Annotated in this window: 19 protein-coding genes, 1 other RNA gene and 2 pseudogenes; 11 read left to right on the top strand and 11 right to left on the bottom strand. The window is 64.9% G+C overall.

Going from position 1 to position 22,141, the window contains the following annotated elements:
• Nucleotides 1-2: 2 nt before the first annotated feature.
• Nucleotides 3-1,127, top strand: a complete 1,125-nt coding sequence (locus AADZ78_RS16835; protein ID WP_085250030.1) for an epoxide hydrolase family protein — start codon at nt 3-5, stop codon at nt 1,125-1,127.
• A gap of 71 nt (nt 1,128-1,198) precedes the next feature.
• Here the strand turns inward: AADZ78_RS16835 and AADZ78_RS16830 are convergent, their stop codons facing one another.
• The gene (locus AADZ78_RS16830) at nt 1,199-2,014 is read right to left on the bottom strand and encodes an oxygenase MpaB family protein (RefSeq protein ID WP_085250031.1); all 816 of its coding nucleotides are present in this window, start codon (nt 2,012-2,014) and stop codon (nt 1,199-1,201) included.
• 52 nt (nt 2,015-2,066) lie between these two features.
• On the opposite strand from AADZ78_RS16830, the gene AADZ78_RS16825 reads away from it, so the two are divergent.
• Entirely contained in the window at nt 2,067-2,996 is a 930-nt protein-coding gene (locus AADZ78_RS16825; RefSeq protein ID WP_085250032.1) for a cobalamin biosynthesis protein, read from the top strand.
• Here AADZ78_RS16825 and AADZ78_RS16820 read toward each other — a convergent pair.
• Genes AADZ78_RS16820 through AADZ78_RS16810 form a run of 3 tightly spaced genes read right to left on the bottom strand, consistent with a single transcriptional unit; the run spans nt 2,978 to nt 4,975 of the window.
• Nucleotides 2,978-3,793: an SURF1 family protein gene (locus AADZ78_RS16820; protein WP_085250049.1), complete on the bottom strand. Its 816-nt coding sequence runs from the start codon at nt 3,791-3,793 to the stop codon at nt 2,978-2,980. The genes AADZ78_RS16825 and AADZ78_RS16820 overlap by 19 nt on opposite strands.
• 11 nt (nt 3,794-3,804) lie before the next feature.
• Nucleotides 3,805-4,302, bottom strand: coding sequence for a low molecular weight protein-tyrosine-phosphatase (locus AADZ78_RS16815; protein ID WP_085250033.1), 498 nt, complete (start codon nt 4,300-4,302; stop codon nt 3,805-3,807).
• A complete protein-coding gene (locus AADZ78_RS16810; RefSeq protein WP_239655122.1) occupies nt 4,295-4,975 on the bottom strand; it encodes an HAD-IA family hydrolase in 681 nt (226 codons plus the stop codon). Before AADZ78_RS16810 ends, AADZ78_RS16815 begins: the two co-directional genes overlap by 8 nt.
• Nucleotides 4,976-5,065: 90 nt before the next feature.
• On the opposite strand from AADZ78_RS16810, the gene cobC reads away from it, so the two are divergent.
• The 4 genes from cobC to AADZ78_RS16790 are packed head-to-tail and all read left to right on the top strand — an operon-like array spanning nt 5,066 to nt 9,082.
• The gene (gene cobC, locus AADZ78_RS16805) at nt 5,066-6,094 is read left to right on the top strand and encodes an Rv2231c family pyridoxal phosphate-dependent protein CobC (RefSeq protein ID WP_085250034.1); all 1,029 of its coding nucleotides are present in this window, start codon (nt 5,066-5,068) and stop codon (nt 6,092-6,094) included.
• A complete protein-coding gene (locus AADZ78_RS16800) occupies nt 6,091-7,239 on the top strand; it encodes a Nif3-like dinuclear metal center hexameric protein (RefSeq protein ID WP_085250035.1) in 1,149 nt (382 codons plus the stop codon). Before cobC ends, AADZ78_RS16800 begins: the two co-directional genes overlap by 4 nt.
• Nucleotides 7,236-7,973: a zinc ribbon domain-containing protein gene (locus tag AADZ78_RS16795; protein ID WP_085250036.1), complete on the top strand. Its 738-nt coding sequence runs from the start codon at nt 7,236-7,238 to the stop codon at nt 7,971-7,973. Before AADZ78_RS16800 ends, AADZ78_RS16795 begins: the two co-directional genes overlap by 4 nt.
• The gene (locus AADZ78_RS16790; RefSeq protein WP_085250037.1) at nt 7,970-9,082 is read left to right on the top strand and encodes a bifunctional RNase H/acid phosphatase; all 1,113 of its coding nucleotides are present in this window, start codon (nt 7,970-7,972) and stop codon (nt 9,080-9,082) included. Before AADZ78_RS16795 ends, AADZ78_RS16790 begins: the two co-directional genes overlap by 4 nt.
• 14 nt (nt 9,083-9,096) lie before the next feature.
• On the opposite strand, the gene AADZ78_RS16785 is transcribed toward AADZ78_RS16790, so the two are convergent.
• The 4 genes and pseudogenes from AADZ78_RS16785 to AADZ78_RS16770 all read right to left on the bottom strand — a co-directional run.
• The gene (locus AADZ78_RS16785; RefSeq protein ID WP_085250051.1) at nt 9,097-10,662 is read right to left on the bottom strand and encodes a phospholipase C; all 1,566 of its coding nucleotides are present in this window, start codon (nt 10,660-10,662) and stop codon (nt 9,097-9,099) included.
• Between the two features lie 193 nt (nt 10,663-10,855).
• A complete protein-coding gene (locus AADZ78_RS16780) occupies nt 10,856-11,566 on the bottom strand; it encodes a 2OG-Fe(II) oxygenase (protein ID WP_085250038.1) in 711 nt (236 codons plus the stop codon).
• Nucleotides 11,566-11,759: pseudogene (locus AADZ78_RS16775) on the bottom strand (ferredoxin). Before AADZ78_RS16775 ends, AADZ78_RS16780 begins: the two are co-directional and overlap by 1 nt.
• Nucleotides 11,756-11,939, bottom strand: a pseudogene (locus tag AADZ78_RS16770) (cytochrome P450); the annotation flags it as partial. The pseudogenes AADZ78_RS16775 and AADZ78_RS16770, both read right to left, overlap by 4 nt.
• Before the next feature lie 46 nt (nt 11,940-11,985).
• Between AADZ78_RS16770 and rnpB the strand changes: the two are divergent.
• Together rnpB and AADZ78_RS16760 are read left to right on the top strand one after the other, a co-directional pair.
• An RNA gene (gene rnpB, locus AADZ78_RS16765) (RNase P RNA component class A) lies at nt 11,986-12,402 on the top strand.
• Nucleotides 12,403-12,722: 320 nt separating this feature from the next.
• Nucleotides 12,723-14,006, top strand: coding sequence for an IS110 family transposase (locus AADZ78_RS16760; protein WP_085253334.1), 1,284 nt, complete (start codon nt 12,723-12,725; stop codon nt 14,004-14,006).
• A 106-nt stretch (nt 14,007-14,112) separates the two neighbouring features.
• Here the strand turns inward: AADZ78_RS16760 and AADZ78_RS16755 are convergent, their stop codons facing one another.
• Together AADZ78_RS16755 and panB are read right to left on the bottom strand one after the other, a co-directional pair.
• Nucleotides 14,113-15,660, bottom strand: a complete 1,548-nt coding sequence (locus tag AADZ78_RS16755) for a CYTH and CHAD domain-containing protein (protein WP_085253472.1) — start codon at nt 15,658-15,660, stop codon at nt 14,113-14,115.
• Nucleotides 15,661-15,740: 80 nt separating this feature from the next.
• A complete protein-coding gene (panB, locus tag AADZ78_RS16750) occupies nt 15,741-16,595 on the bottom strand; it encodes a 3-methyl-2-oxobutanoate hydroxymethyltransferase (RefSeq protein ID WP_085253473.1) in 855 nt (284 codons plus the stop codon).
• Between the two features lie 147 nt (nt 16,596-16,742).
• Here panB and AADZ78_RS16745 point away from each other — a divergent pair, with 147 nt between their 5' ends.
• Together AADZ78_RS16745 and AADZ78_RS16740 are read left to right on the top strand one after the other, a co-directional pair.
• Nucleotides 16,743-18,155, top strand: coding sequence for a WS/DGAT/MGAT family O-acyltransferase (locus AADZ78_RS16745; protein ID WP_085253474.1), 1,413 nt, complete (start codon nt 16,743-16,745; stop codon nt 18,153-18,155).
• A gap of 37 nt (nt 18,156-18,192) precedes the next feature.
• Nucleotides 18,193-19,749: an alpha/beta hydrolase gene (locus AADZ78_RS16740; protein ID WP_085253475.1), complete on the top strand. Its 1,557-nt coding sequence runs from the start codon at nt 18,193-18,195 to the stop codon at nt 19,747-19,749.
• 62 nt (nt 19,750-19,811) lie between these two features.
• Here the strand turns inward: AADZ78_RS16740 and AADZ78_RS16735 are convergent, their stop codons facing one another.
• Nucleotides 19,812-20,342 carry an SRPBCC family protein gene (locus AADZ78_RS16735; protein WP_139829102.1) on the bottom strand — a complete coding sequence of 177 codons (531 nt, stop codon included), beginning with the start codon at nt 20,340-20,342 and terminating at the stop codon, nt 19,812-19,814.
• A 200-nt stretch (nt 20,343-20,542) separates the two neighbouring features.
• Here AADZ78_RS16735 and AADZ78_RS16730 point away from each other — a divergent pair, with 200 nt between their 5' ends.
• Entirely contained in the window at nt 20,543-22,096 is a 1,554-nt protein-coding gene (locus AADZ78_RS16730) for an alpha/beta hydrolase (protein ID WP_085253476.1), read from the top strand.
• Nucleotides 22,097-22,141 lie beyond the last annotated feature (45 nt).

Raw genomic sequence — 22,141 nt, 5'->3', positions numbered from 1 at the left:
GCATGAGGCCGTTTCGCATCGACGTTCCCGATGACGTCCTCGACGACTTGCGATCGCGGTTGGCGCGCACCCGATGGCCGGAAGCCGAATGTGTGGACGACTGGAGCCAGGGCATCCCGCTGGCTTACACCCGCGACTTGGCCACATATTGGGCCAGCGAATATGACTGGCGCTCGCGTGAGGCCGCGCTCAACCGGTTCGACCAGTTCATCACCGAAATCGACGGGCTGGACATCCATTTCATCCATCAGCGCTCCCCGCACGAGGACGCCTTTCCGCTGGTGATCACCCACGGCTGGCCGGGCTCGATCGTGGAGTTTCACAAGGTGATCGAGCCGCTCAGCAATCCCACGGCCCACGGTGGACGCGCCGAAGATGCCTTTCACGTCGTCTGCCCGTCGCTTCCCGGGTATGGCTTCTCCGGGAAGCCGAGCCGCACGGGGTGGGGTGTCGAGAAGATCGCGGACGCCTGGGAGGCGCTGATGCTGCGCCTGGGCTACCAGCGCTACGGCGCCCAGGGCGGTGACTGGGGAGCGGCGGTCAGCACCCAGATCGGGCGCACGGGCAAGCACTGCGCGGCCATCCATGTGAACATGCCCATCGGCCGGCCTACGGCCGAAGCGATGGCCAGTCCAACCGCAGAAGAACAACAGGCCATGGCCGCGCTGGCCCAGCACCGCAAGTGGGGCACGGGCTATTCCAAGCAGCAGTCCACCCGGCCGCAAACGGTGGGATACGGCCTCGTCGATTCGCCCGTCGGTCAGTTGGCGTGGATAGTCGAAAAGTTCTGGGCGTGGACGGACTGCGACGGGCATCCCGAGAACGCACTGAGCCGAGACGAGCTGCTCGACAACGTGATGATGTATTGGGTGACCGGCACTGCGGCGTCCTCGGCCCGGCTGTATTGGGAGAGCTTCAAGGTTTGGGGGCAACTGGACCGCGTCGAATTGCCGACGGGCGTCGCGGCTTTCCCGAAGGAGCTGCTGCGCGCGCCGCGGTCCTGGTGCGAGCCCGTCTACAACATCACGCACTGGACCACGATGCCGCGCGGCGGGCACTTTGCTGCGTTCGAACAACCCGAGCTGTTCGTCGATGACCTGCGCAAGTTCTTCGCGACTGTTCGCTGAGGTGCCTCGCCGAGTGTGAATTTGCCGACGCGACACGCCATTTCGGCGTCGTGGTTTTCACAGTCGGCGGTTTAGACGATCCGCCAGCCGCGGCGGGCGCGAAATCGCATGTCCCACAGGTACAGCCGGTAGGTGAAGATCCAGGCCCGGTGTGGAATCAGCCGGTCGGCCAGCCGCACCGCGGCCAGCAACCAATCGAACCGGCGCTGCTGGGCCGCCGTCCAGTCCAGCTGCATCATCGCCCGGAACTCCGGCGCCAAGAATCCCGTCGTCGCGAACAGATTGAACGGTCCGGCCAGTGCTCGCAGCGGCCACGGAAGAAAAGCCACCGAGGCCACACCGCGAAGATGCTCTCGCACCGGCGGGTCGATGCGCAGGTCGTCGAGTGAGCGCTTCCAGTACTCGTCGAAGGCGACCCGGTCCGGCGGCCACATGCGCTCGGGCACTTGCAGCGTGGTCCCCAGCCGCTTGGCGTCGCGATAGACAAGGTCGGCGCTGGCGTCATCGAGCGGTCCATGCAGGAACTCGTGTTGGTCCACGAAGTAGCGGTAGAGGCACGCGGCCACCCACAGCTGCAACTTGGGGTCGAATGCGTTGTAGGACACCGGGCTCGACGATGTCGACCGGACCTGCCGGTGCGCGACATCGACAGCGCCGCGAATCAGGGCGCGATCCGACTCGGAACCGATGGCGGCAACCGCCAGATAGGTGCCCGTGGTGCGGGCCCGCTTGAACGGATGCTTGTAGACATTGCCACTGTCCACCGGGCTTTCCAGCACGCCATACCCAACGCCCGGCAAGGACAACTGCATAATCACGTTCGCGGCCGGCAACAGCAACGCCGCCGGGTTCAACAGGTCGGCGATTCGAGTCGCGGGCCGCTTCATCGCGGATGTCCTCCCATGGGTTCGAGTAGACCACGTATGAGACGCTGCCGGGGTGTTTGCCTCGACACGGCAGGCCCGGGTCGCCGGCGTGCTGGCCGGCTACCTGTTCGATCTCGTGCTGGCCGATCCGAAACGCGGTCACCCGGTCGCAGTGTTTGGCGACGCTGCCGCGAGGTTGGAGCGGGTCAGCTACCGCGACTCCAGGCTCGCCGGGGCAATACACGCGAGTCTGCTGGTCGGCATGGCGGCTCTACTGGGTGCGGCTCTGCAACGCCGGGCCGTGTTCTGGTCTACCGCGGCCGCCACCTGGGTATCGCTGGGCGGCACCTCATTGGCGCGCACCGGCGTGCAGATGTCGGACTTGCTGGATAATGGCGACGTCGAGGCCGCCCGACGCCTGTTGCCATCGCTGTGCGGGCGCGATCCCGCCTGGCTGGATGAGCAGGGGCTGACGCGCGCGGCCCTGGAATCGGTGGCGGAGAACACCTCCGACGCCCAGGTGGCGCCGCTGCTGTGGGCTGCGGCCGGCGGCGTGCCGGCTGTGCTGGGATATCGCGCCGTCAACACCTTGGATTCGATGGTCGGATACCGCTCGCCGAGGTACATCCGATTCGGCTGGGCCGCAGCGCGATTGGATGATTTGGCCAACTATCTCGGCGCGCGGGTAACTGCGGCATTGGTGGTGATCTGCGCACCGGTGGTGGGCGGCTCAGCGTTGGGTGCGGTGCGCGCTTGGCGTCGTGACTCCGCGCGGCATCCCAGCCCGAACGCCGGGGTCGTCGAGGCGGCATTCGCCGGTGCGCTGAGCGTACGACTTGGTGGACCGACCCAGTACCACCATGAGCTGCAGATCCGGCCCAGACTCGGTGACGGCCGGCAGCCCACGGTGGCCGATCTACGTCGTGCGGTGGCGCTATCGCGAGCGGTGCAGGCCGCGGCCGCCGCCGTGGTGGCGTTCGGCCTTCAACGCCGGCGGCCGTAGCGATCGCTGAGCTTCTCCTCGACGGTCATGGGCTGGTCCGGCGCTGGAGCCGTCTGCTTTTCCCGCCGGCGGGCTCGGATCTCGGAGTAGGCGAAGTAGCCCAATCCGATCGGCGCCAGGATGCCGAACGAGATCCATTGGATGCCGTAGGACAAAAACGGCCCCGCGTCCAGGTGCGGTATACCGAGCACCCCCAGCCCCCCGGGTTGGTCTTCGACCAGTTGCAGATAAGACCCGGCCAGCGGGACACCGGTCAATGCCGATACTTGTCCGACGTTGATCGAATACACCTGCTGCACACCGTCTCTGGCGAACGGCTCCTTGCCCGGCACCGTTGGTTCGGAGTCGCGCAGCCGCGCGGTGATGGTCACGGTTTGATCGGGCGGGCGCGGGATCGGCGGTACATGTGAGCCTGGCAGCGGCCGCACGAATCCGCGGTCGACGAGGACGGTTGGCCCGCCGTCCACAACGAATGGCGCCAGCACCTCGAATGCCTGGTCTCCTTCGACCACTCGCAACCGGGCCAACACCTGAACGTCCGCCAGGTAATGCCCGGTCGCCGTCACCCTGCGCCACTGGGCCGTAGGTGCCGACGAATCCTGTTGTGGCAGCAAGGTTTTCAATGGCACAGGGGGAGTGTTGAGCGAGTATTCGATCTGTTGGTTCTCGCGTGACGTCCTGGTGTTCTTCCCCAGTTGCCAGGGCGCGAGAACCATGAAACACAGATAGGTGAACGCGACGACCACCAGGATCAGCGCGATCCAGCCCGGTCGCAGCAGGAACGCCAGGCCCCGTATCAACCGCGGCGTCACCCGGATCCGTTCTGCGCGAGTCGCTCGTCGACCCAGTCGTGCAGGCCGGGCAGGGCGGCCTCGATGACGGCGAATGCCTCCTCGAAGTCGTCGTGGTCGCCGTAGTAGGGATCCTCGACATCGAGGGCGTAGGCCCCGGAGCGCGGGTCGAACGAGCGCAGCATCCGTATCCGAGTGGCGTCAACCCCGAGTTGGCGCAGCAGCCGCACGTGGTTGCGGCCCAGGGCCACCACCAGATCGGCTGCCAAGTGATCGGCGTCGAGCTGTGCGGCGCAATGCTCGGTGGGGTAGCCGTGCGCACGCAGCACCCTGGTGGCCCGCTCGTCGGCGCAGTCGCCGACGTGCCAGTTGCCGGTGCCCGCACTGGTCACTCGTACCGCGCCATCCAGACCACGCTGCCGGATTTGGTGGGCGAACATCTTTTCGGCCATCGGCGAGCGGCAGATGTTGCCGGTACAGACGAACGTGACATGGAGGGCACGCGGATCAGACACCCAGCACCCTCCGCAGTTCGGCGATCGTCGCGGCATGGGTCACGCCGGTGGCGTCGATCAACTCGGCGAAGTCGGCCTGCCCATAGCCCCAGCCGACCACCACCGTGTCGATGCCGTGTGCGGCCGCCCCCTCAACGTCGTGGCTGCGGTCGCCGACCATGAGCACGCGCTCGGGCAGCGGCCGCAGCTGTTCCAGCGCGTGGGTCAGCACCTCGGTCTTGCTGCTGCGGGACCCGTCTGCGGTCGCGCCGGCAATGACCTCGAAGTGCTGGTCCAGCCCGAAATGGGCAAGGATGCGCCGGGCCGTCGGCTCCAGCTTGGAGGTGGCCACCGCCAGTCGGACGCCGGAGGCTTGCAGGTCGGCCAACAGTGCATCGATGCCGGCGAACAGGCTGTTCATCGCCCAGCCGCGGGCGCCGTACTCGGCTCGGAAGGCCGCGATCGCGTCGTCGACGCGTCCGCCGAGCGCCATCGAACGGAACGTTTCGTCCATGGGCGGGCCGACGATCTGTGCGGCAAGGTCGCCATCGGGCACCTCGGCGCCGATGTGGCCGAGCGCGTGCAGGAAAGACGCCACGATCCCGTCGGCCGAGTCGGTGAGGGTGCCGTCGAGGTCGAAGATCACCAGTTGCGGGCGGCAATCGGTGGGGCGCGCGGAGATGGTGCCTGTCACACGCCCATTGTCCTTGATGGGCGTGGTTGGCTGTGATGGTGTTGGCTAGACACTGCCGAGGCGGCGCGGCGGCCCACTAGTGTTTCACGGATGGCAAGTCTTGACACGAGCCTCGCGGCGGCGCGCTATCACGGCGATCAAGACGTCGCGCCCGGCATGCTCGACTTCGCCGTCAACGTCCGCCACGCGCAACCGCCGGGGTGGCTAGTGCAGCGACTGGCCGCGCGGCTGCCGGATCTGGCCCGCTACCCAGGCATCCAGGATGTGCGCCTCGCGCAAGACGCGGCCGCTGCTCGCCACCGGCGAAGCCGCGATGAGGTGGCGCCACTGGCCGGGGCGGCCGAGGGCTTTGCGCTGTTGAGCAACCTGCGGCCGAGGCGGGCCGCGATCGTTGCACCCTCGTTCACCGAGCCGGCCGTGGCACTGAACGCGGCCGGAATCCCGGTGCATCACGTCGTGCTGGAGCCGCCGTTCAGCCTGGACGGCGTGACGGTGCCCGACGACGCCGATCTTGTCGTGGTGGGCAATCCGACGAACCCCACGTCGGTGCTGCACACCCGCGAGCAGCTCCTCGCGTTGCGCCGCCCCGGACGGATCCTGGTGGTCGACGAGGCGTTTATGGATTCGGTTCCCGGCGAACCGGAGTCATTGGCCGGCGACCGTCTGCCCGACGTGCTGGTGCTGCGCAGTTTGACCAAGACCTGGTCGCTGGCCGGATTGCGGGTTGGTTATGCGCTTGGCTCGCCCGAGCTGTTGGCCCGGCTGACCGCGCAACGCGCACACTGGCCGGTGGGCACGCTGCAACTGGCGGCCATCGCCGCCTGCAGCACCGCCCAAGCCGTTGCCGAGGCAGCGGCCGATGCCGCCCGGCTGGCAGGGTTGCGTGCTGGAATGGTGGCGGGTCTGAGGTCGGTGGGTGCCACTGTGGTCGACGGCCGGGCCCCGTTTGTCTTGTTCAGTACGCCAGGTGCCGATGTGGTACGAAACCGGTTGCAGAATCAAGGAATTGCGGTGCGCCGTTGCGACACGTTCGTTGGCCTCGACGAGCGGTATCTGCGGGCGGCGGTGCGGGCGGAATGGCCGCTGCTCGTTGGGGAGATCGCCGAGGTGCTGTCGTGACTGTGCGCCTGCACGACGTCATCGCGGTGCTGGACGAGGCGTACCCGCCGGCGCTTGCCGAGTCGTGGGATTCGGTGGGCTTGGTGTGTGGCGACCCTGCGGATGTGCTGGACTCGGTAACCATCGCGGTCGACGCGACGCCGGCGGTCGTCGAAGAAGTTCCCCAGGGCGGGCTGCTCCTGGCTCATCATCCGTTGCTGTTCCACGGGGTCGACACGGTCGCGGCCAGCACGCCCAAGGGCGCGCTCGTGCACCGCTTGATCCGCGCCGGGCGTTCCCTGTTCACCGCGCACACCAACGCCGACTCGGCGTCGCCTGGGGTGTCCGACGCGCTGGCGCAGGCTCTCGGCCTGAGTGTCGAAGCGGTGCTTGCCCCCGCGTCGGGTGCCGCGGGTGCGGCGGACCTCGACAAGTGGGTCATCTATGTGCCTCCCGAGAATTCAGACGCGGTGCGGGCGGCGGTTTTCGAAGCCGGTGCCGGACACATCGGTGACTACTCGCACTGCAGCTGGAGTGTGACGGGTACCGGTCAGTTCCTGCCACACGACGGAGCGTCGCCGGTGATCGGCAGTATCGGCACCGTCGAGCGGGTGACCGAGGATCGCGTCGAGGTCGTCGCACCCGCGCGAGCGCGGCGCGGTGTGTTGGCGGCGATGCGGGCTGCGCACCCCTACGAGGAGCCGGCGTTCGACATCTTCGCGTTGGTGCCGCCGCCGACCGGCGTCGGGTTGGGCCGCATCGGCACGCTGCCACAACCCGAACCGCTGAGCGCATTCGTCGCCCGCGTCAGCGCCGCGTTGCCCCAGACATCCTGGGGCGTGCGCGCGGCCGGCGACCCCGACATGCTCGTGTCCCGGGTCGCGGTGTGCGGGGGCGCCGGGGACTCGTTGTTGGGCGCCGCGGCCACCGCGGACGTGCAGGCGTATGTCACGGCAGACCTGCGGCACCATCCGGCGGATGAACATCGCCGGGCCTCACAGGTGGCCTTGATTGACGTCGCGCATTGGGCCAGCGAATTCCCGTGGTGCGGCCAGGCGGCCGAGCTGTTGCGATCGCGGTTTGGCGCGGCGTTGCCGGTTCGGGTGTGCACCCTCCGAACCGACCCGTGGAATCTCGAGAACGAGACTGAAAGAGATCCGTCATGAAAGCCGAAGTAGCACAGCAGCGTTCGCTACTCGAACTGGCGACCCTGGACGCTGAGCTGTCCCGGATGGCTCATCGGGCCACTCATCTGCCGCAGCGGGAGGCCTACGAGAAGGTCAAGGCCGAGCACACGGCCGCCAGCGATCGGCTGGCCGCCCTTCGAATCGCCGTGGAGGACTTGGACGCCCAGGTGTCGCGCTTCGAGGGCGAGATCGACGCGGTGCGCAAGCGCGAAGACCGGGACCGGTCGTTGCTGAGGTCCGGGGCGACGGATGCCAAGCAATTGTCCGATCTGCAACACGAGCTGGAGACCCTGGAGCGTCGTCAGGCCAGCCTGGAAGATTCCCTGCTCGACGTGATGGAGCGCCGCGAGGAGCTGCAGGCCCAGCAGCGGGCCGAGTTGCAAGCGCTCGATGGGCTGCAGGCCGACTTGGACAGTGCGCAACAGGAACTCGACGCCGCGCTCGCCGAGCTTGATCACGCCCGCAATGAACGTTCATCGCGTCGCGAGGCGGTGACCGCGACGCTGGACCCCGGCCTGTCGGCGCTCTACGAACGGCAGCGGGCCAGGGGAGGGGCGGGCGCCGGACAATTGCAGGGTCACCGGTGTGGCGCATGCCGGATCGAGATCGGCCGCGGCGAGCTGGCCCGCATCGCCGCGGCCGCCGAAGACGAGGTGGTGCGCTGTCCGGAGTGCGGGGCGATCTTGTTGCGGGTCAAGGGATTTGAGAAGTGAAAGTTGTCATCGAGGCCGACGGCGGGTCGAGGGGCAACCCCGGCCCGGCCGGCTACGGCGCGGTGGTGTGGACCGCGGACCGCTCGACCGTGCTCGCAGAGAGCAAGCAGGCGATCGGCAGGGCGACGAACAACGTCGCTGAATATCGCGGTCTAATAGCCGGTTTGGACGATGCGGTGAAAATGGGTGCCACCGAAGTGGCAGTCCTGATGGATTCCAAGCTTGTGGTGGAACAAATGGCGGGGCGTTGGAAAGTCAAGCACCCCGACCTCGTTGAGTTGCACGCCCAGGCTCAGGTGCTCGCGTCGAGGTTTCGCCGGATCACCTATTCATGGGTGCCCCGGGCCCGGAACTCGCACGCCGATCGGTTGGCCAACGAGGCGATGGATGCCGCCGCTCGCGCCAACCGCAGGGTGAACAAAGCCACCGTCCCGGTCGCCGAACCCGCCAAGGTTGCAACGCAGTCCCCGGTCGCGCCCGGCTGGACCGGCGCGCGCGGCACTCCCACCCGGCTGCTGTTGTTGCGGCATGGGCAGACCGAGTTGTCGGTGCAACGCCGCTACTCCGGGCGCGGCAACCCGGTGCTCAACGAAGTCGGATGGCGGCAAGCTGGCTTGGCGGCGCGATATCTGGGGCAGCGCGGCGGGATCACGGCCGTGATTTCCTCACCACTGCAGCGGGCCTACGACACCGCGACGACGGCGGCAAGAGCGCTGGGCTTGGACGTGACCGTCGACGACGACCTCATCGAGACCGACTTCGGCGCGTGGGAGGGGCTGACGTTCGCCGAGGCCGCCGAACGCGATCCCGAGCTGCATCGTCGCTGGCTACACGACACCAGCACGACGCCGCCGGGCGGCGAAAGCTTCGACGAAGTGATGTGGCGGGTGCGTCGGGCACGTGACCGGATCATGACTGCGCACGAGAACGAGACGGTGCTGGTGGTCTCGCATGTCACCCCGATCAAGGTGTTGCTGCGGCTCGCATTGGGTGTCGGCCCGGGTGTGCTGTACCGGTTGCATCTTGATCTGGCGTCGTTGAGCATCGCCGAGTTCTATCCCGATGGAGCGTCATCGGTGCGGCTGGTCAACCAAACCGGTTACCTGTAGACACCCGGTGCTAGCTAGCAGAGACCGCTGGGTACACCGCGTACGGGGGTGGTTTCCTGACTGGGCATTGTCTGCGGAAAGGGCACCCGATACGGGATTGCCTCGCCGATCTCTCCCGTCACTGGATTCGGATTCAACCCGATCGTTCCCAAATACACGTTGGGTACGCACTGGGGCAGTTTCGGCACCGCGTCAAGCAGCGGGTGACCCAAGTCGGGTCGCGAGGGGTTAGGGGGGACGGCGAAGTTGAACGTCGACGTCATATCGCCGACCGTGCTGTCGCGCCAGGCGGTGAGGTTGGGAATCGGCACCCCGAACCGCTTGCCGATCAACTTCAGCTGTGAGGTGTGATCGAAAACGTCATGGACCATCAGCGGGCCGCGACTGTATGGCGAAATCACGATGCACGGGACGCGAAAACCCAAACCGATGGGTCCACGTATGCCGCTAGCGCCCGCCACGCTGTTGATGTCGGCAACGGTGAGAAATTCGCCGGGAGTTCCCGCCGGAGGGGTCGGCGGTGTGACGTGGTCGAAGAAACCACCATTTTCGTCGTAGGCGACAATTAGCGCGGTCTTTTCCCATACCGTCGGATTGGAAAGCAAAATTCTTAGCAGCTGCACAATGCCGATAGCGCCGACGGCCGGGGGGAATGCGGGGTGTTCGGACAACGGTGTGTTAGGAACCACCCAGGAAACCTGGGGCAGCCTATTGGCTTTGACGTCGGCGGCGAAGTCGAGGGGGTAGGTCGGTGCGACGCCGAAGCGAGCCAGGTCTGAGCGGGGATCCTGGGCTTGCTTGAAATACGTCATCATTCGGTCATAGGTGTAGTTAAGGTAATGACTAGCGATTGGCCCGAGAGCTTTGCTGCGATACAGCTTCCAACTGATGCCGGCAGCGCTGAGGTTTTCCGGCATGGTTGTCCAGCTGAACTGAGCAACCGGTTCGGCGGCGGGGCTGGTGAGTTGGGGGCCGCCGTTGGTGCCGGCGGGGTCGATCGAGGCGCTGATCCAGTACAGCCGGTTGGGCAGGGTGGGACCCAAAACCGAGCAATAGTACCGATCGCAGACCGTGAACGTGTCCGCCAACATGTGGTGGATGGGGATGTCTTTGCGGGTGTGATAGCCCATAGTCACGGGGACATTGCCCACCACCGGACTGGCGCTGACCTGTGCCGGTAGCCAGTTATCGTTGGCACCGCCGTTCCAGGACTCGTGCATCGCCTTCCAGGAGTGGTCGGGGTCGTTCAGGCATTGGCCGTCAACGAACGGGCCTCGGGTGGTATCGAATCGGAACGGGATGGTGATGCCGGCGGGGTCGAGTTGCTGCGTCTGCGGATTCCAGCCCTTTTGCTGGAACGCGGGCGACGGAGTGTTGAATCCATCGGTGCCAGAAAGCGTTCCGAAGTAATGATCGAATGATCGGTTCTCCTGTAAGAACAACACAATGTGCTCGATGTCGGTCAAATGCCCAGAGCACGGCCCAGCCCCGTAAGCCTTTTCTATCACCGGGCCGGCAAAGGACATTAGAGCGCCGGTGCCGCCCGCGGCGACCCTGGCAATAAACTCGCGACGAGACATTCCGCCGAACGGATCTTCGGTCAACCCAATGCCTTCCGGTCCGATTTCGGCTCACGCTATATTTGCGAAGGCGATTAGTCGTGGCAGGTCAACCGGCGTGTCGGCATGCATTTTGGCCAGCACCAAATAGACACGCACTGTTCTCTTCGTGTTTGCGTAGTGACGGCGCCTGCGATGTTCGGGGCCCGTGCCATTACGCCGCGTCGTGAAAGATCAACCCCATGGCATAGCGTTCACCCGAACGAATGATTGAAAGCCCATGGCGCACTGGTGAAGCCGACCAACCCCGCGTCGATCGCACCGGCCGATCGCGGGTGGTGAACAGGTAGCCATGCCCCTGTGGCAATTGTGTTGCGGTGCCACGGGATTGGGCACGGGGACGTTGCTCGACGAGAAGGAATTCGCCGCCGGTGTAGTCGGTATCGGGGTGGCTGAGATTGATCACCACCTGAAGTGGAAACACCAAGTCCCCGTAGAGGTCCTGGTGTAGGGCATTCCAGTCATTAGTGCCGTACTTGAGCATCAGCGCGGTGGATCTGGTCTGGCCGGCGGCGTGGCAGGCCGCCAACCACTCGTCGAGGGTGTCCGGCCACGGAGCGTGCCGGCCGAGTTTGGACCACCAGTCGCGCGCGATCGGCAGCAGCCTAGGATATAGCGCTTGCTTAAGGCTTTCGATCGGTTCGGGATAGGGCGCGTGGAAGTAGCGGTACTGGCCGGCTCCATACCGCTTGGGCGCCATGTTGACCGTCGAACGGAACAAGCTGTCATCGGTGTAAAGCTTGCGCAACCGCGCCGCCTCGCTGGTTGTGATCAATCGCGGCAACAGCGCCCCGCCGAATTCGCTCACCTCGGCATTGATGGCGACCCAATCGCCGGATTCGACACGCTGCTTCCACCGAGACATCAGCGAAGTATCGTAATCGCCTGCTCCGGGCAGTTTGCTCACCGGCGACCGCCTGCGCCTCGAGTTCGCTGCCGACTTCCTCGACGAGCACAACGGAGTGGCCGAACGGGTCGCAGTCGAAGACGTCGGGCGCCAAGGTGTAGCAACGCCCGTGGCCCACGCAGCGGTGGGCGTCGACGACGACTCGTGTCATGGTGTGGGCACCGGGAAGGTCAGTGGCAGCGCCTCCACTGACCTCAGTGCGGCGGTGTAGCTGAACTCCGGGCTTTATCACGTAGTCGGGAATGCGCCGGTGGAATTCGCGCAACGCCGCCCGCAGCTCCATGCGGGCCAGGTGCGACCCGAGGCAGCGGTGCGGACCTCCGCCGAAGGCGCCGCTGGCCTCGCCATTGTCCAGCGAGTACCGTGTTGGTCGCGGACGAGTTGGCTGGGCGGCCGCGGCTCGGGTTGGTCGCAAGACCAGCGTCGAGTCGAGGAAAGTCCGGACTTCACAGAGCGGGGTGATTGCTAACAGCAATCCGAGGTGACTCGCGGGAAAGTGCCACAGAAAGCAGACCGCCACCCTCGTGGTGGTAAGGGTGAAACGGTGCGGTAAGAGCGCACCAGCACTCCGGGTGACCGGGGTGGCTAGGTAAACCCCACCCGAAGCAAGGCCAAGAAGGTCGCACCGAAAGTGCGGCCGCGCAGGCGCCCGAGGGTTGCTCGCCCGAGCCTGCGGGTAGGCCGCTTGAGGCACCCGGCAACGGTGTGTCCAGATGGATGGTCGCCGCCGTGCCGCCGTTGGTGAGAGCCGCGGCGGTGTGGAACAGAATCCGGCTTACAGGCCAGCTCGCCCGCCCCTTGCCGAGCAGCTGCCAAGGGGGCTGCACCCCGGCGTGGGGGATGAAAATTAGTCCGGGGCGTTCGGCTTGGTAGCCGTGGTGGCGGGTTGCTTCTCGGAGCGGGTTGGGTCGACGCTTGTGGGGTGTTTCGGTGGACCCCGTTGCGTCTGTGTTGCCGGTGAGTACGGCGAGCAGCTTGGTGGCGGAGAGCACCCCTGTGGTTGTGCGGGGGCCGTGGATTGTTGCCTGTGAGCACGCGAGAGAGACTCCTGTCTTTGTTTGGCTCTCCCCGAAACACGCTCCACGACAATAGTTCTGGATGGAAGGTGATGGTCATGGAGGTGGTTCATCCGCGGTGTTCGGGCATTGATGTCTCCAAGAAGGACGCCAAGGTATGTGTCCGGGTGCAGGGTCAGGGTCGGCGGGGCACGTCGACGACGGTGAGCACGTGGGGGTCGACCACCGGCGAGATCCTGGCGTTGCGGGAGCACCTGATCGCCGAACGGGTCAGTTGTGTGGTGATCGAATCCACGTCGGATTACTGGAAACCGTTTTATTACCTGCTCGAAGGCCAGCTGAACGTGATGCTGGTCAACGCTAAAGCGGCGCGCAATGTGCCCGGTCGTAAGACCGATGTCTCCGATGCGGCGTGGCTGGCCGATCTGGGCGCACATGGGCTGCTGCGGGCCTCGTTTGTGCCACCGGAGCCGATTCGGGTGTTGCGGGATCTGACTAGGGCGCGCACCACCATCACTCGAGCGCGCACTAAAGAGATCCAGCGGCTGGAAAAGCTGCTCGAAGACACCGGGATCAAACTCTCGGCGGTGATCTCCGACATCGTCGGGGTGTCGGGGCGGGCGATGCTTGAAGCACTCATCGCCGGGCAGCGCGACCCGGCGGTGATCGCCGATCTGGCCAAAGGGCAGATGCGCCAGAAGATTCCCGCGCTCACCGAGGCGTTGCGCGGACGGTTTAACGACCATCACGCGTTTATGGCGCGGCTCTACCTGGATCGCATCGATGCCCATGCTGCCGACATCGCTCGCCTCGATGCGCGCATTGAGGAGGCGATCAAACCCTTTCAGGCCGTCCGGGAACTGCTGATGAGCATCCCGGGCTGGTCGCGAATCGTCGCCGATGTGTTCATCGCCGAAACCGGCGCCGATATGAGCGTGTTCCCCACCGCCGCACACCTGGCGTCGTGGGCCGGGGTGGTGCCCGGCTGCAACGAATCAGCGGGCCGGGTCAAATCAGCCGCCACCCGCCCCGGCAACCATCACCTCAAGGCCGCCCTGGGCATAGCTGCCCTATCGGCCGCGCGTAGTAAAGACACCTACTACAGCGTCCGCTATCGACGCATCGCCGGCAGGCGGCCCGTTCAAACGCGCAGGAAGAAACCACGACGCAACTCCTTGCCCGCCCTGATCGCCCTGGTCAGCCTCGAACACAAGATGCTCACCGATGCATGGAACATGCTGGTAAACGGTGCTTTCTACCGTGACCCCGGTGCTGACTACTACACCCGACACCAGCCCGCGCGAACCAAGACCAAAGCCATCAAGCAACTAGAACGCCTGGGATACAAAGTGACTCTCGAACCACTCACCGAAGCCGCATAACGCCCGGGGGCAGCCACTCACCCGCTTCGGGTCACCTTCATTTTCGAGAGAGACGCAAAGGCACCCATTTTGGGCCCAAAATGGGTGCCTTTGCGTCTGCTCGCCCTCAGCGCCGTGCTTTGCGCACCGACTTGTCGAGTTTGCGCAGGGCCGCGTCGAGCTGGTCGCGGCAACTGTCTGCCAAGTCGGCCTCTTGCCGGTAAAGCAGGCCGTAGGTGAAAGTGTCTTCGCCTGCGGCGTGGGCGGCCTCGACCTGCCGGATCAAATGTTGGCGGCTGACCACGCTGTCTTGATGATCGCCGAGCAACGTCTGAATGGCCTTCGCCTGTTGGGACACCTTGTCCGCGCCGGTCGCGGCCGCGGTGTAACGCAAGCGCTTGGCGCGCTTTCGGATCCGGTGCAGCGCCTCGTCAGGGTCTTTCTGGTGGTCGGCGTCGCCGTCTTGACCGCCCTGGGCAGCTGCCTTTGCGGCCTTTCGGACGCGTTTGTACGCGGCGTCAATGTTTATCGGGGCCACCGGCGCCGAGTCCTGGCCGACCGCCGTGACCGGGTTTTCGGCGACCAGGGCGTCGAGAGCGTCAAGCAGTCGGAAGTACCGCTTCGACCGCATTGCGACCAAAGACCGCCGCAGCCCGATTTGATAGCGGCGTTGGGCTCCGTCGACCAGACGTTCTCGAATGGGTCCACGCACCAGTTCCGGTGCCAGCCGGTCCAATTCGCGCTGGTAGCGCTCGCCGAGCACCTCAGCATCGCGCGCCACACCCAGGACGCTGGCGAGTTCACGCAGCTCATCGATGATCCAGGCCCCGTCGGCCAGTCCGAACGAATCCTGGGCGTCCTTGAGCAGGCTGCGGATCTTGCGGGTGGTCACCCGCATCTGGTGCACCGCATCGTCGGCGTCCGCGCGCACGGCGCGATCCCACACCAGTAGCTCCTCAATGTGCTGGGCCACGGCGCGATGCACCGGGTCCGCGGGTTGCCGCGGTTGCGACGGCCCAGCAGCAGCGGATGTCCCACCCAGCACCCGTGCCAGCTTGGAACCGTGGCCGGCGGGGGCGGCCCCGGCGTCCAGCAGCCGGTTGCTCAACCGATTCAGCAGGTCGTGACCGGCGGTCCCATCCGTGTGCCGCAGTTCCAACTCCCACTCGCGCCACTGCTGTTCTGCGTGTCCCTCATCGGAGCCAGCCGACCACGCGGTGACGTGGTCGTTGCTGAACTCCGCCACGGCAACTCCGTCAGTGTCGTACAGGATCTGGCTCTCGCGTTGGGTGGTGATTCGCGCGACCGGCTCGATCGGGCGGTCGCGAACGATCGCCAGCACCACATCGAGCAACGAGGCCGGCACGGGTTGCCCGGTTGCGTCGTCGTCGGCGAGCGGCACATGAATTTCGGTGCGGGCGTCGGGTCCGGCGGGCAACTTCAGGTGCCAACCGGCGTCGGGACCACCGGTGCGACGGCGCAACGTGACCCGGTTGCGTGCTAGGTCGTGGGTCAGGGTGTCGAAGTACACCGCGTCCAGCGATTGCATCGGCAACTTTGCGACGCGGGCCACCGCAGCGATGCCCTCGAAGGACGGCGACACTGTCGACTCGACAACGTCGAACTTGCGCTCGACCTCCAGATGGCGCGCCGTCTCTGGCGCCGATACCGGCATCTTCGCCTCCGTGGATGGTGATAGGCCCCCATAGAGTGCCACATCGGGATTACGCGCCGTGCACCGAGAGGATCGGCCCGCTAAAAGCAGTGCTCGTCGGCCGGGAAAGCGCCGGCGGCAACCTCTTCCGCGTATTGCATTGCGGCGCGGCGTAATTCACCGGCGATGTCTGCGTAGCGCTTGACGAAGCGGGCGGCCTTGCCGCTGCTGAGACCCGCCATGTCCTGCCAGACCAGGACCTGGCCGTCGCAGTTGGGACCGGCTCCGATTCCGACGGTCGGGATGGTGAGCTTGCCGGTGATCTGGGTTGCCAGTTCGGCCGGCACCATTTCCATCACGACGGCAAACGCTCCCGCTTCGGCCACTGCGATCGCGTCGGCGATCGTCTGTTCGGCAGCGTCGCCGCGGCCCTGGACCCGGAAGCCGCCGAGGGTGTTGACGCTTTGCGGAGTGAAGCCGATATGGGCCATCACCGGGATGCCTGCAGTGGTCAGGCACGCGATCTGCCCGGCTACCCGTTCTCCGCCCTCGAGCTTGACGGCGTGCGCGCCGCCTTCCTTCATGAACCGGGTAGCGGCAGCCAGTGCCGCGTTGGCACCAGCCTCGTAGCTGCCGAACGGCAGATCGGCGACCACCAGCGCGTGCGGGGCGCCCCGCACTACGCCACGGACCAGCGGGATCAGCTCGTCGATCGAGATGGGAACCGTGGTGTCGTAGCCGTAAACGACGTTGGCTGCCGAATCGCCGATCAACAGCACCGGAATGCCGGCCTCGTCGAAGACTCGGGCGGTCGAATAGTCGTAAGCCGTCAGCATCCCCCACTTATGGCCTTCGGCCTTCCATTTCTGCAGGTGGTGGGTGCGGATCTTGGTGCGCGGTGCCGAATTGCTGCCGGCGTTGGCAGGGTTAGCCCCATAAACATTCTGCTCAGACATCACTGTCCCTAGTGGTGGTCGGGTCGATCCTCGTGGCCCTGTAGGTGGTGGTCCTGATAGGGTCCCCGGGTTCGTCTGACTCCAACAGTCTGCCATTTTGTCCAGGTAGATGCACCGTGTTGTTCGCCACCGGCATACGATCTGCGGATGCAGCGGCTCAGTGGACTCGACGCCAGCTTCCTGTACTTGGAAACCTCCTCCCAGCCCATGCATGTTTGCTCGATCATGGAGTTGGATACGTCGACCATGCCCGGCGGCTACACCTTTGACCGACTGCGCGACGCGTTATCAACGCGCATCAAGGCGATGCCGGAGTTCCGCGAGAAGCTTGCCAACAGTCTGTTGAACCTCGACCACCCCGTCTGGGTGGATGACGAGAACTTTCAGCTCGATCGGCATTTGCACCGCATCGGCTTGCCGTCGCCCGGCGGGCGGGCGGAAATGTCGGAAGTCTGCGGGCACATCGCATCGTTGCCGTTGGATCGCCGGCGGCCGCTGTGGGAGATGTGGGTCATCGAGGGCGTCGCCGGCACCGACTGCCATCGCAAAGGCCGCATCGGGGTGATGACCAAGGTGCACCATGCCGGCGTGGACGGGGTGACCGGCGCCAACTTGATGTCGCAGCTGTGCACCACCGAGGCCGACGCGCCCCCGCCCGACCCGGTGGACGGCGTCGGCGGCGGCAGCGGCTGGCAGATTGCCGCCGGCGGCTTGATCAGGTTCGTCACCCGGCCGCTGAACCTGGCGAATGTGGTGCCGGACACCGTTTCCTCGGTGGTCGGGACACTGCTGCGGGCCCGGGACGGCTTGACCATGGCGCGTCCCTTTGCCGCACCGCGCACGGTCTTCAACGCCAGAATCACCGGCCGACGCAACATCGCCTATGCCCAGCTGGACCTCGAAGACATCAAGACCGTCAAGAACCACTTCGACGTCAAGGTCAACGACGTGGTGATGGCGTTGGTGTCCGGGGTGCTTCGGCAATACCTGGCCGAGCGCAACGCGTTGCCCGACACGTCACTGGTGGCGACGGTGCCGGTGTCGGTGCATGGCAAGTCGGATCGCCCCGGCCGGAACCAGGTTTCGGGCATGTTTGCCAGCCTGCAAACCAACATTGCCGACCCCGCGGAACGCCTGAGGGCGATCGCCGCAGCGAATTCCGTTGCCAAGCAACATAGTTCAGCCATTGGTGCCACGCTGTTGCAGGATTGGTCACAGTTCGCGGCGCCGGCCGTTTTCGGGATCGCGATGCGGGTCTATGCCAGCAGCCGCTTGACCACGAGCTTGCCGGTGCACAACCTAGTGGTGTCCAACGTGCCCGGACCACAGATCCCGCTGTACATGCTCGGTTGTGAGGTCAAGGCGATGTACCCACTAGGGCCGATCTTTCACGGCTCAGGTCTCAACATCACCGTGATGTCGCTGAACGGCAAGCTGGATGTCGGGCTCATCGCCTGCCCGGACCTGCTCCCGGATTTATGGGAGATGGCCGACGAGTTTGCCATCGGCATGGAAGAGCTGCTGGCTGCGTGCGAGAGGTCACCCGGCGATGGCCGCTAACCAGGATTTTGAGTCTTCTCTGGCAGCATAGGGTGCCATGAGTCTGTCCCGCCGCGACAAGATCGCGCGCATGCTGTTGGTCTGGGCCGCGATCGCGTCCGTGGTGCTGGTGCTCGCCGGATGCATCCGCGTGGTCGGCGGGCGTGCTCGCATGGCTGAGCCGAAGCTGGGCCAGCCGATCGAATGGACACCGTGTCGTTCGTCAAACCCGGGGGTGAAGATTCCCGGTGGTGCGCTTTGCGGCAAGCTCGCCGTGCCCGTCGACTACGACCATCCCGACGGTGAGGTGGCGTCGCTGGCGTTGATTCGCTTTCCTGCGACCGGAGACAAGATTGGTTCGCTGGTCATCAATCCCGGTGGCCCCGGTGAATCCGGCATCGAGGCCGCGCTTGGTGTTTTCCAGACGCTGCCGAAACGTGTCCATGAACGCTTCGACCTGGTCGGGTTCGACCCACGTGGTGTGGCGTCTTCGCGACCAGCGATCTGGTGCAACTCCGATGCGGACAACGACCGGCTACGGGCCGAGCCGCAGGTTGACTACAGCCGGGCGGGCGTGGCGCGCATTGAGGACGAGACCAAACAATTCGTTCGTCGTTGCGTCGACAAGATGGGCAAGAATTTCCTGGCGCACGTCGGGACGGTCAATGTTGCCAGGGATCTGGATGCCATCCGCGCCGCGCTGGGCGACGACAAGCTGACCTACCTCGGCTACTCGTACGGCACCCGGATCGGCTCGGCCTACGCCGAGGCCTTTCCGCAGCGGGTGCGGGCGATGATCCTCGACGGCGCCGTCGACCCCAACGCCGATCCCATCGAGGCAGATCTACGTCAGGCCAAGGGATTCCAGGACGCGTTCAACGACTATGCCGCCGACTGCGCCCAGGACTCGAACTGTCCGCTGGGCACCGACCCCGCCAAGGCTGTCGAGGTTTATCACAGCCTGGTCGACCCGCTGGTCGACCCGAACAACCTGTCGGTCAGCAGGCCGGCGAAAACTAACGACCCGCGCGGCCTGAGCTATAGCGATGCCATCGTCGGCACCATCATGGCGCTGTACTCCCCGAATCTGTGGCACCACCTGACCGACGCCCTCTCGGAGCTGGTTGACCACCGCGGAGACACCATGCTCGCCCTGGCCGATATGTACATGCGTCGTGACTCGCACGGGCATTACAACAATTCCACCGACGCGCGGGTTGCGATCAATTGTGTTGATCAGCCGCCGATTACAGACCGAGCCAAGATTATTGACGAAGACCGCCGGTCACGCGAGATTGCACCGTTCATGAGCTACGGCAAGTTCACCGGCGACGCGCCGCTGGGCACTTGTGCGTTCTGGCCGGTGCCGCCGACGAGCAAGCCGCATTCCGTCTCCGTGCCCGGTCTGGTGTCGACCGTGGTGGTGTCCACGACCCACGATCCGGCGACGCCGTATCAGGCCGGGGTCGAACTGGCAAACCAACTGAACGGCTCGTTGCTGACCTTCAACGGAACGCAGCACACGGTGGTATTTCAGGGGGACAGCTGCATCGACGACTACGTGACGGCGTACTTGATCGGCGGTAGCACCCCGCCCAGCGGCGCAAAGTGTTAGCTCCATCGGTCGGGCGGCCAACCGAGACGATCTGGGAAACTTAATTGACTCATTTCAGGCGTTCATTTCGAAGGATAAGACATACGATGAATATCTTCAATTGACAAAGATGAATTGTACGCCGTAATCTCGGAAACCGTTTTCAACTGCTTTAACCAATGCTGATGCATCTGATGGCCAGCATTAATGAATAGCCGAGGAAAGGTGCTAGGAAGCGCACCTCGAAGCGTTTCTTCGGTGACAACTAGAGTTGTATCGTCATTTCCTACCAACCTCCAACTGTGCACTCCGCGAACGCCAAACCTCTTGCCGGTCCATGCTATCGTGTCTTCGTCCTCGATATCGATCACTTCGGTGGGACTTTTAATGCCCTTCACATAGGCTACAAAGATATCTCCTAGTCTTAACTGAGCATCTTTATTCTCATGAAAATGTACTTTAGGCCACTTCTTATACCAATAAGGATAAAGTGCAGGACGTGAGAGCCATGACCAAACGACACTTTTAGGAGCATCAATATCTATTTCGTCTTTAAAGTAGGTGCGCACATTTTCAGGATGATTCCTTTGTGGCCAATTTTCATATGTATTCATTCAAATCCCTATTCCCGGTGTCTTACGGAAGATGGCCGCTGTGTTCGTGTGAAAGGAGGCTTCTCGTGTGCGATAAAACGTTGGCGTGAGGCAGGTCACCCCCAGACTGACGGATGGCCACAGCTAAGAGCCAGATACGAGATCAAGGCGTGATCGTTTCGCGCCGCCACGGGTATTCATGGGTGACAAGATCAACGGCCATGTGCCGCCTGAGACCACTGAGCTCGGCGCTGCTGTCGTTTGGGCTGGCGCTTTGCGGGCACGCGACGGCTGCGCCGCCGTTGGCCAGTGCGACCCCGGAGGCCGATGCCGGTCAGACCCAGAGCACCGTTGCACCGGCAGCCGCGCCGCAACAGAGTTGGGGGTCCTGTCGCGAGTTCATCGCGGACGCCAACGGCCTTCCCAGCGCGCAATGTACAACGGTGTCGGTGCCGGTCGATTACGACAAACCCGGTGGGGCACAGGCCAAGTTGGCGGTGATCCGCATCCCTGCCGCCGGTCAACGTATCGGATCGCTGCTTGTCAATCCGGGCGGACCCGGGGCGTCCGCGGTCGAGATGGTCGCCGGGATGGCGCCAGAGCTCAAGGACACCGATATCACCCGCCACTTCGACCTGGTGGGCTTTGACCCAAGAGGAGTCGGTCATTCGACCCCTGCGTTGCGGTGCCGCACCGACGCCGAGTTCGACGCCTACCGGCGCGACCCGATGGTCGATTACAGTCCGGCCGGTGTCGCCCACATCGAGCAGATCTATCGCGAGTTGGCTCAGCACTGTGGTGACCGGATCGGCCAGGAATTCCTGGCGAACGTCGGCACGGCATCGGCCGCACGCGATATGGATATGGTCCGCCAAGCGCTGGGCGACGAGCAGATCAACTACCTCGGATATAGCTACGGGACCGAGTTGGGTACCGCCTACATCGAGCGGTTCAGCTCCCATGTCCGGACGATGGTGCTCGATGGCGCCATTGACCCGACCATCGGCCCCATCGACGAAACCATCAACCAAATGGCAGGATTCCAAACCGTTTTCAACGATTACGCCGCGGACTGCGCCCGTTCGACGGCCTGCCCGTTGGGTACCGATCCGGCCCAGTGGGTCAACCGCTACCACGCCTTGGTTGATCCGCTGGTCGCCAGGCCGGGTAAGACGTCAGATCCGCGTGGCCTGAGCTACGCCGACGCGACCACGGGCACCATCAACGCGCTGTATACGCCGAGCCATTGGAAGTACTTGACGAGTGGGCTTCTTGGGTTACAGCGCGGCACCGATGCCGGCGACCTGCTGCTGCTCGCCGATGACTACCAAGGCCGGGACCGCCAGGGGCGCTACAACAACGACCAAGACGCGTTCAACGCGATCCGTTGCGTGGACGCGCCGACGCCGACGGATCCGGCGCCGTGGATCGCCGCCGACCGCAAGATCCGCGAGGTCGCTCCGTTCCTGTCCTACGGGCAATTCACCGGTTCGGCCCCGCGCGATCTGTGCGCGCTGTGGCCGGTGCCGGCAACGTCAACACCGCACCCGGCAGCACCGGCTCCACCGGCCAAGGTCATCGTGGTCTCCACCACCCACGACCCGGCCACCCCCTACCAAGCCGGGGTCGACCTGGCCCGCCAGCTAGGTGCCCCGCTGATCACCTTCGACGGCACCCAGCACACCGCGGTGTTCGACGGCAACGAGTGTGTGGATACCGCGGTGGTGCGATACCTCGACGGCCTGACCTTGCCGCCGGCGAACTTGCGGTGCTGAAAAGCGGCGCGCAAATGCCGTCGGGCCAGCGTGCAACGCTTTTGA

Origin of the sequence: Mycobacterium riyadhense (genome assembly GCF_963853645.1) — a bacterium.
GTDB lineage: Bacteria > Actinomycetota > Actinomycetes > Mycobacteriales > Mycobacteriaceae > Mycobacterium > Mycobacterium riyadhense.
The sequence above is the reverse complement of the archived record's forward strand: the minus strand, read 5'-3'. Positions and strand labels throughout refer to the sequence as shown.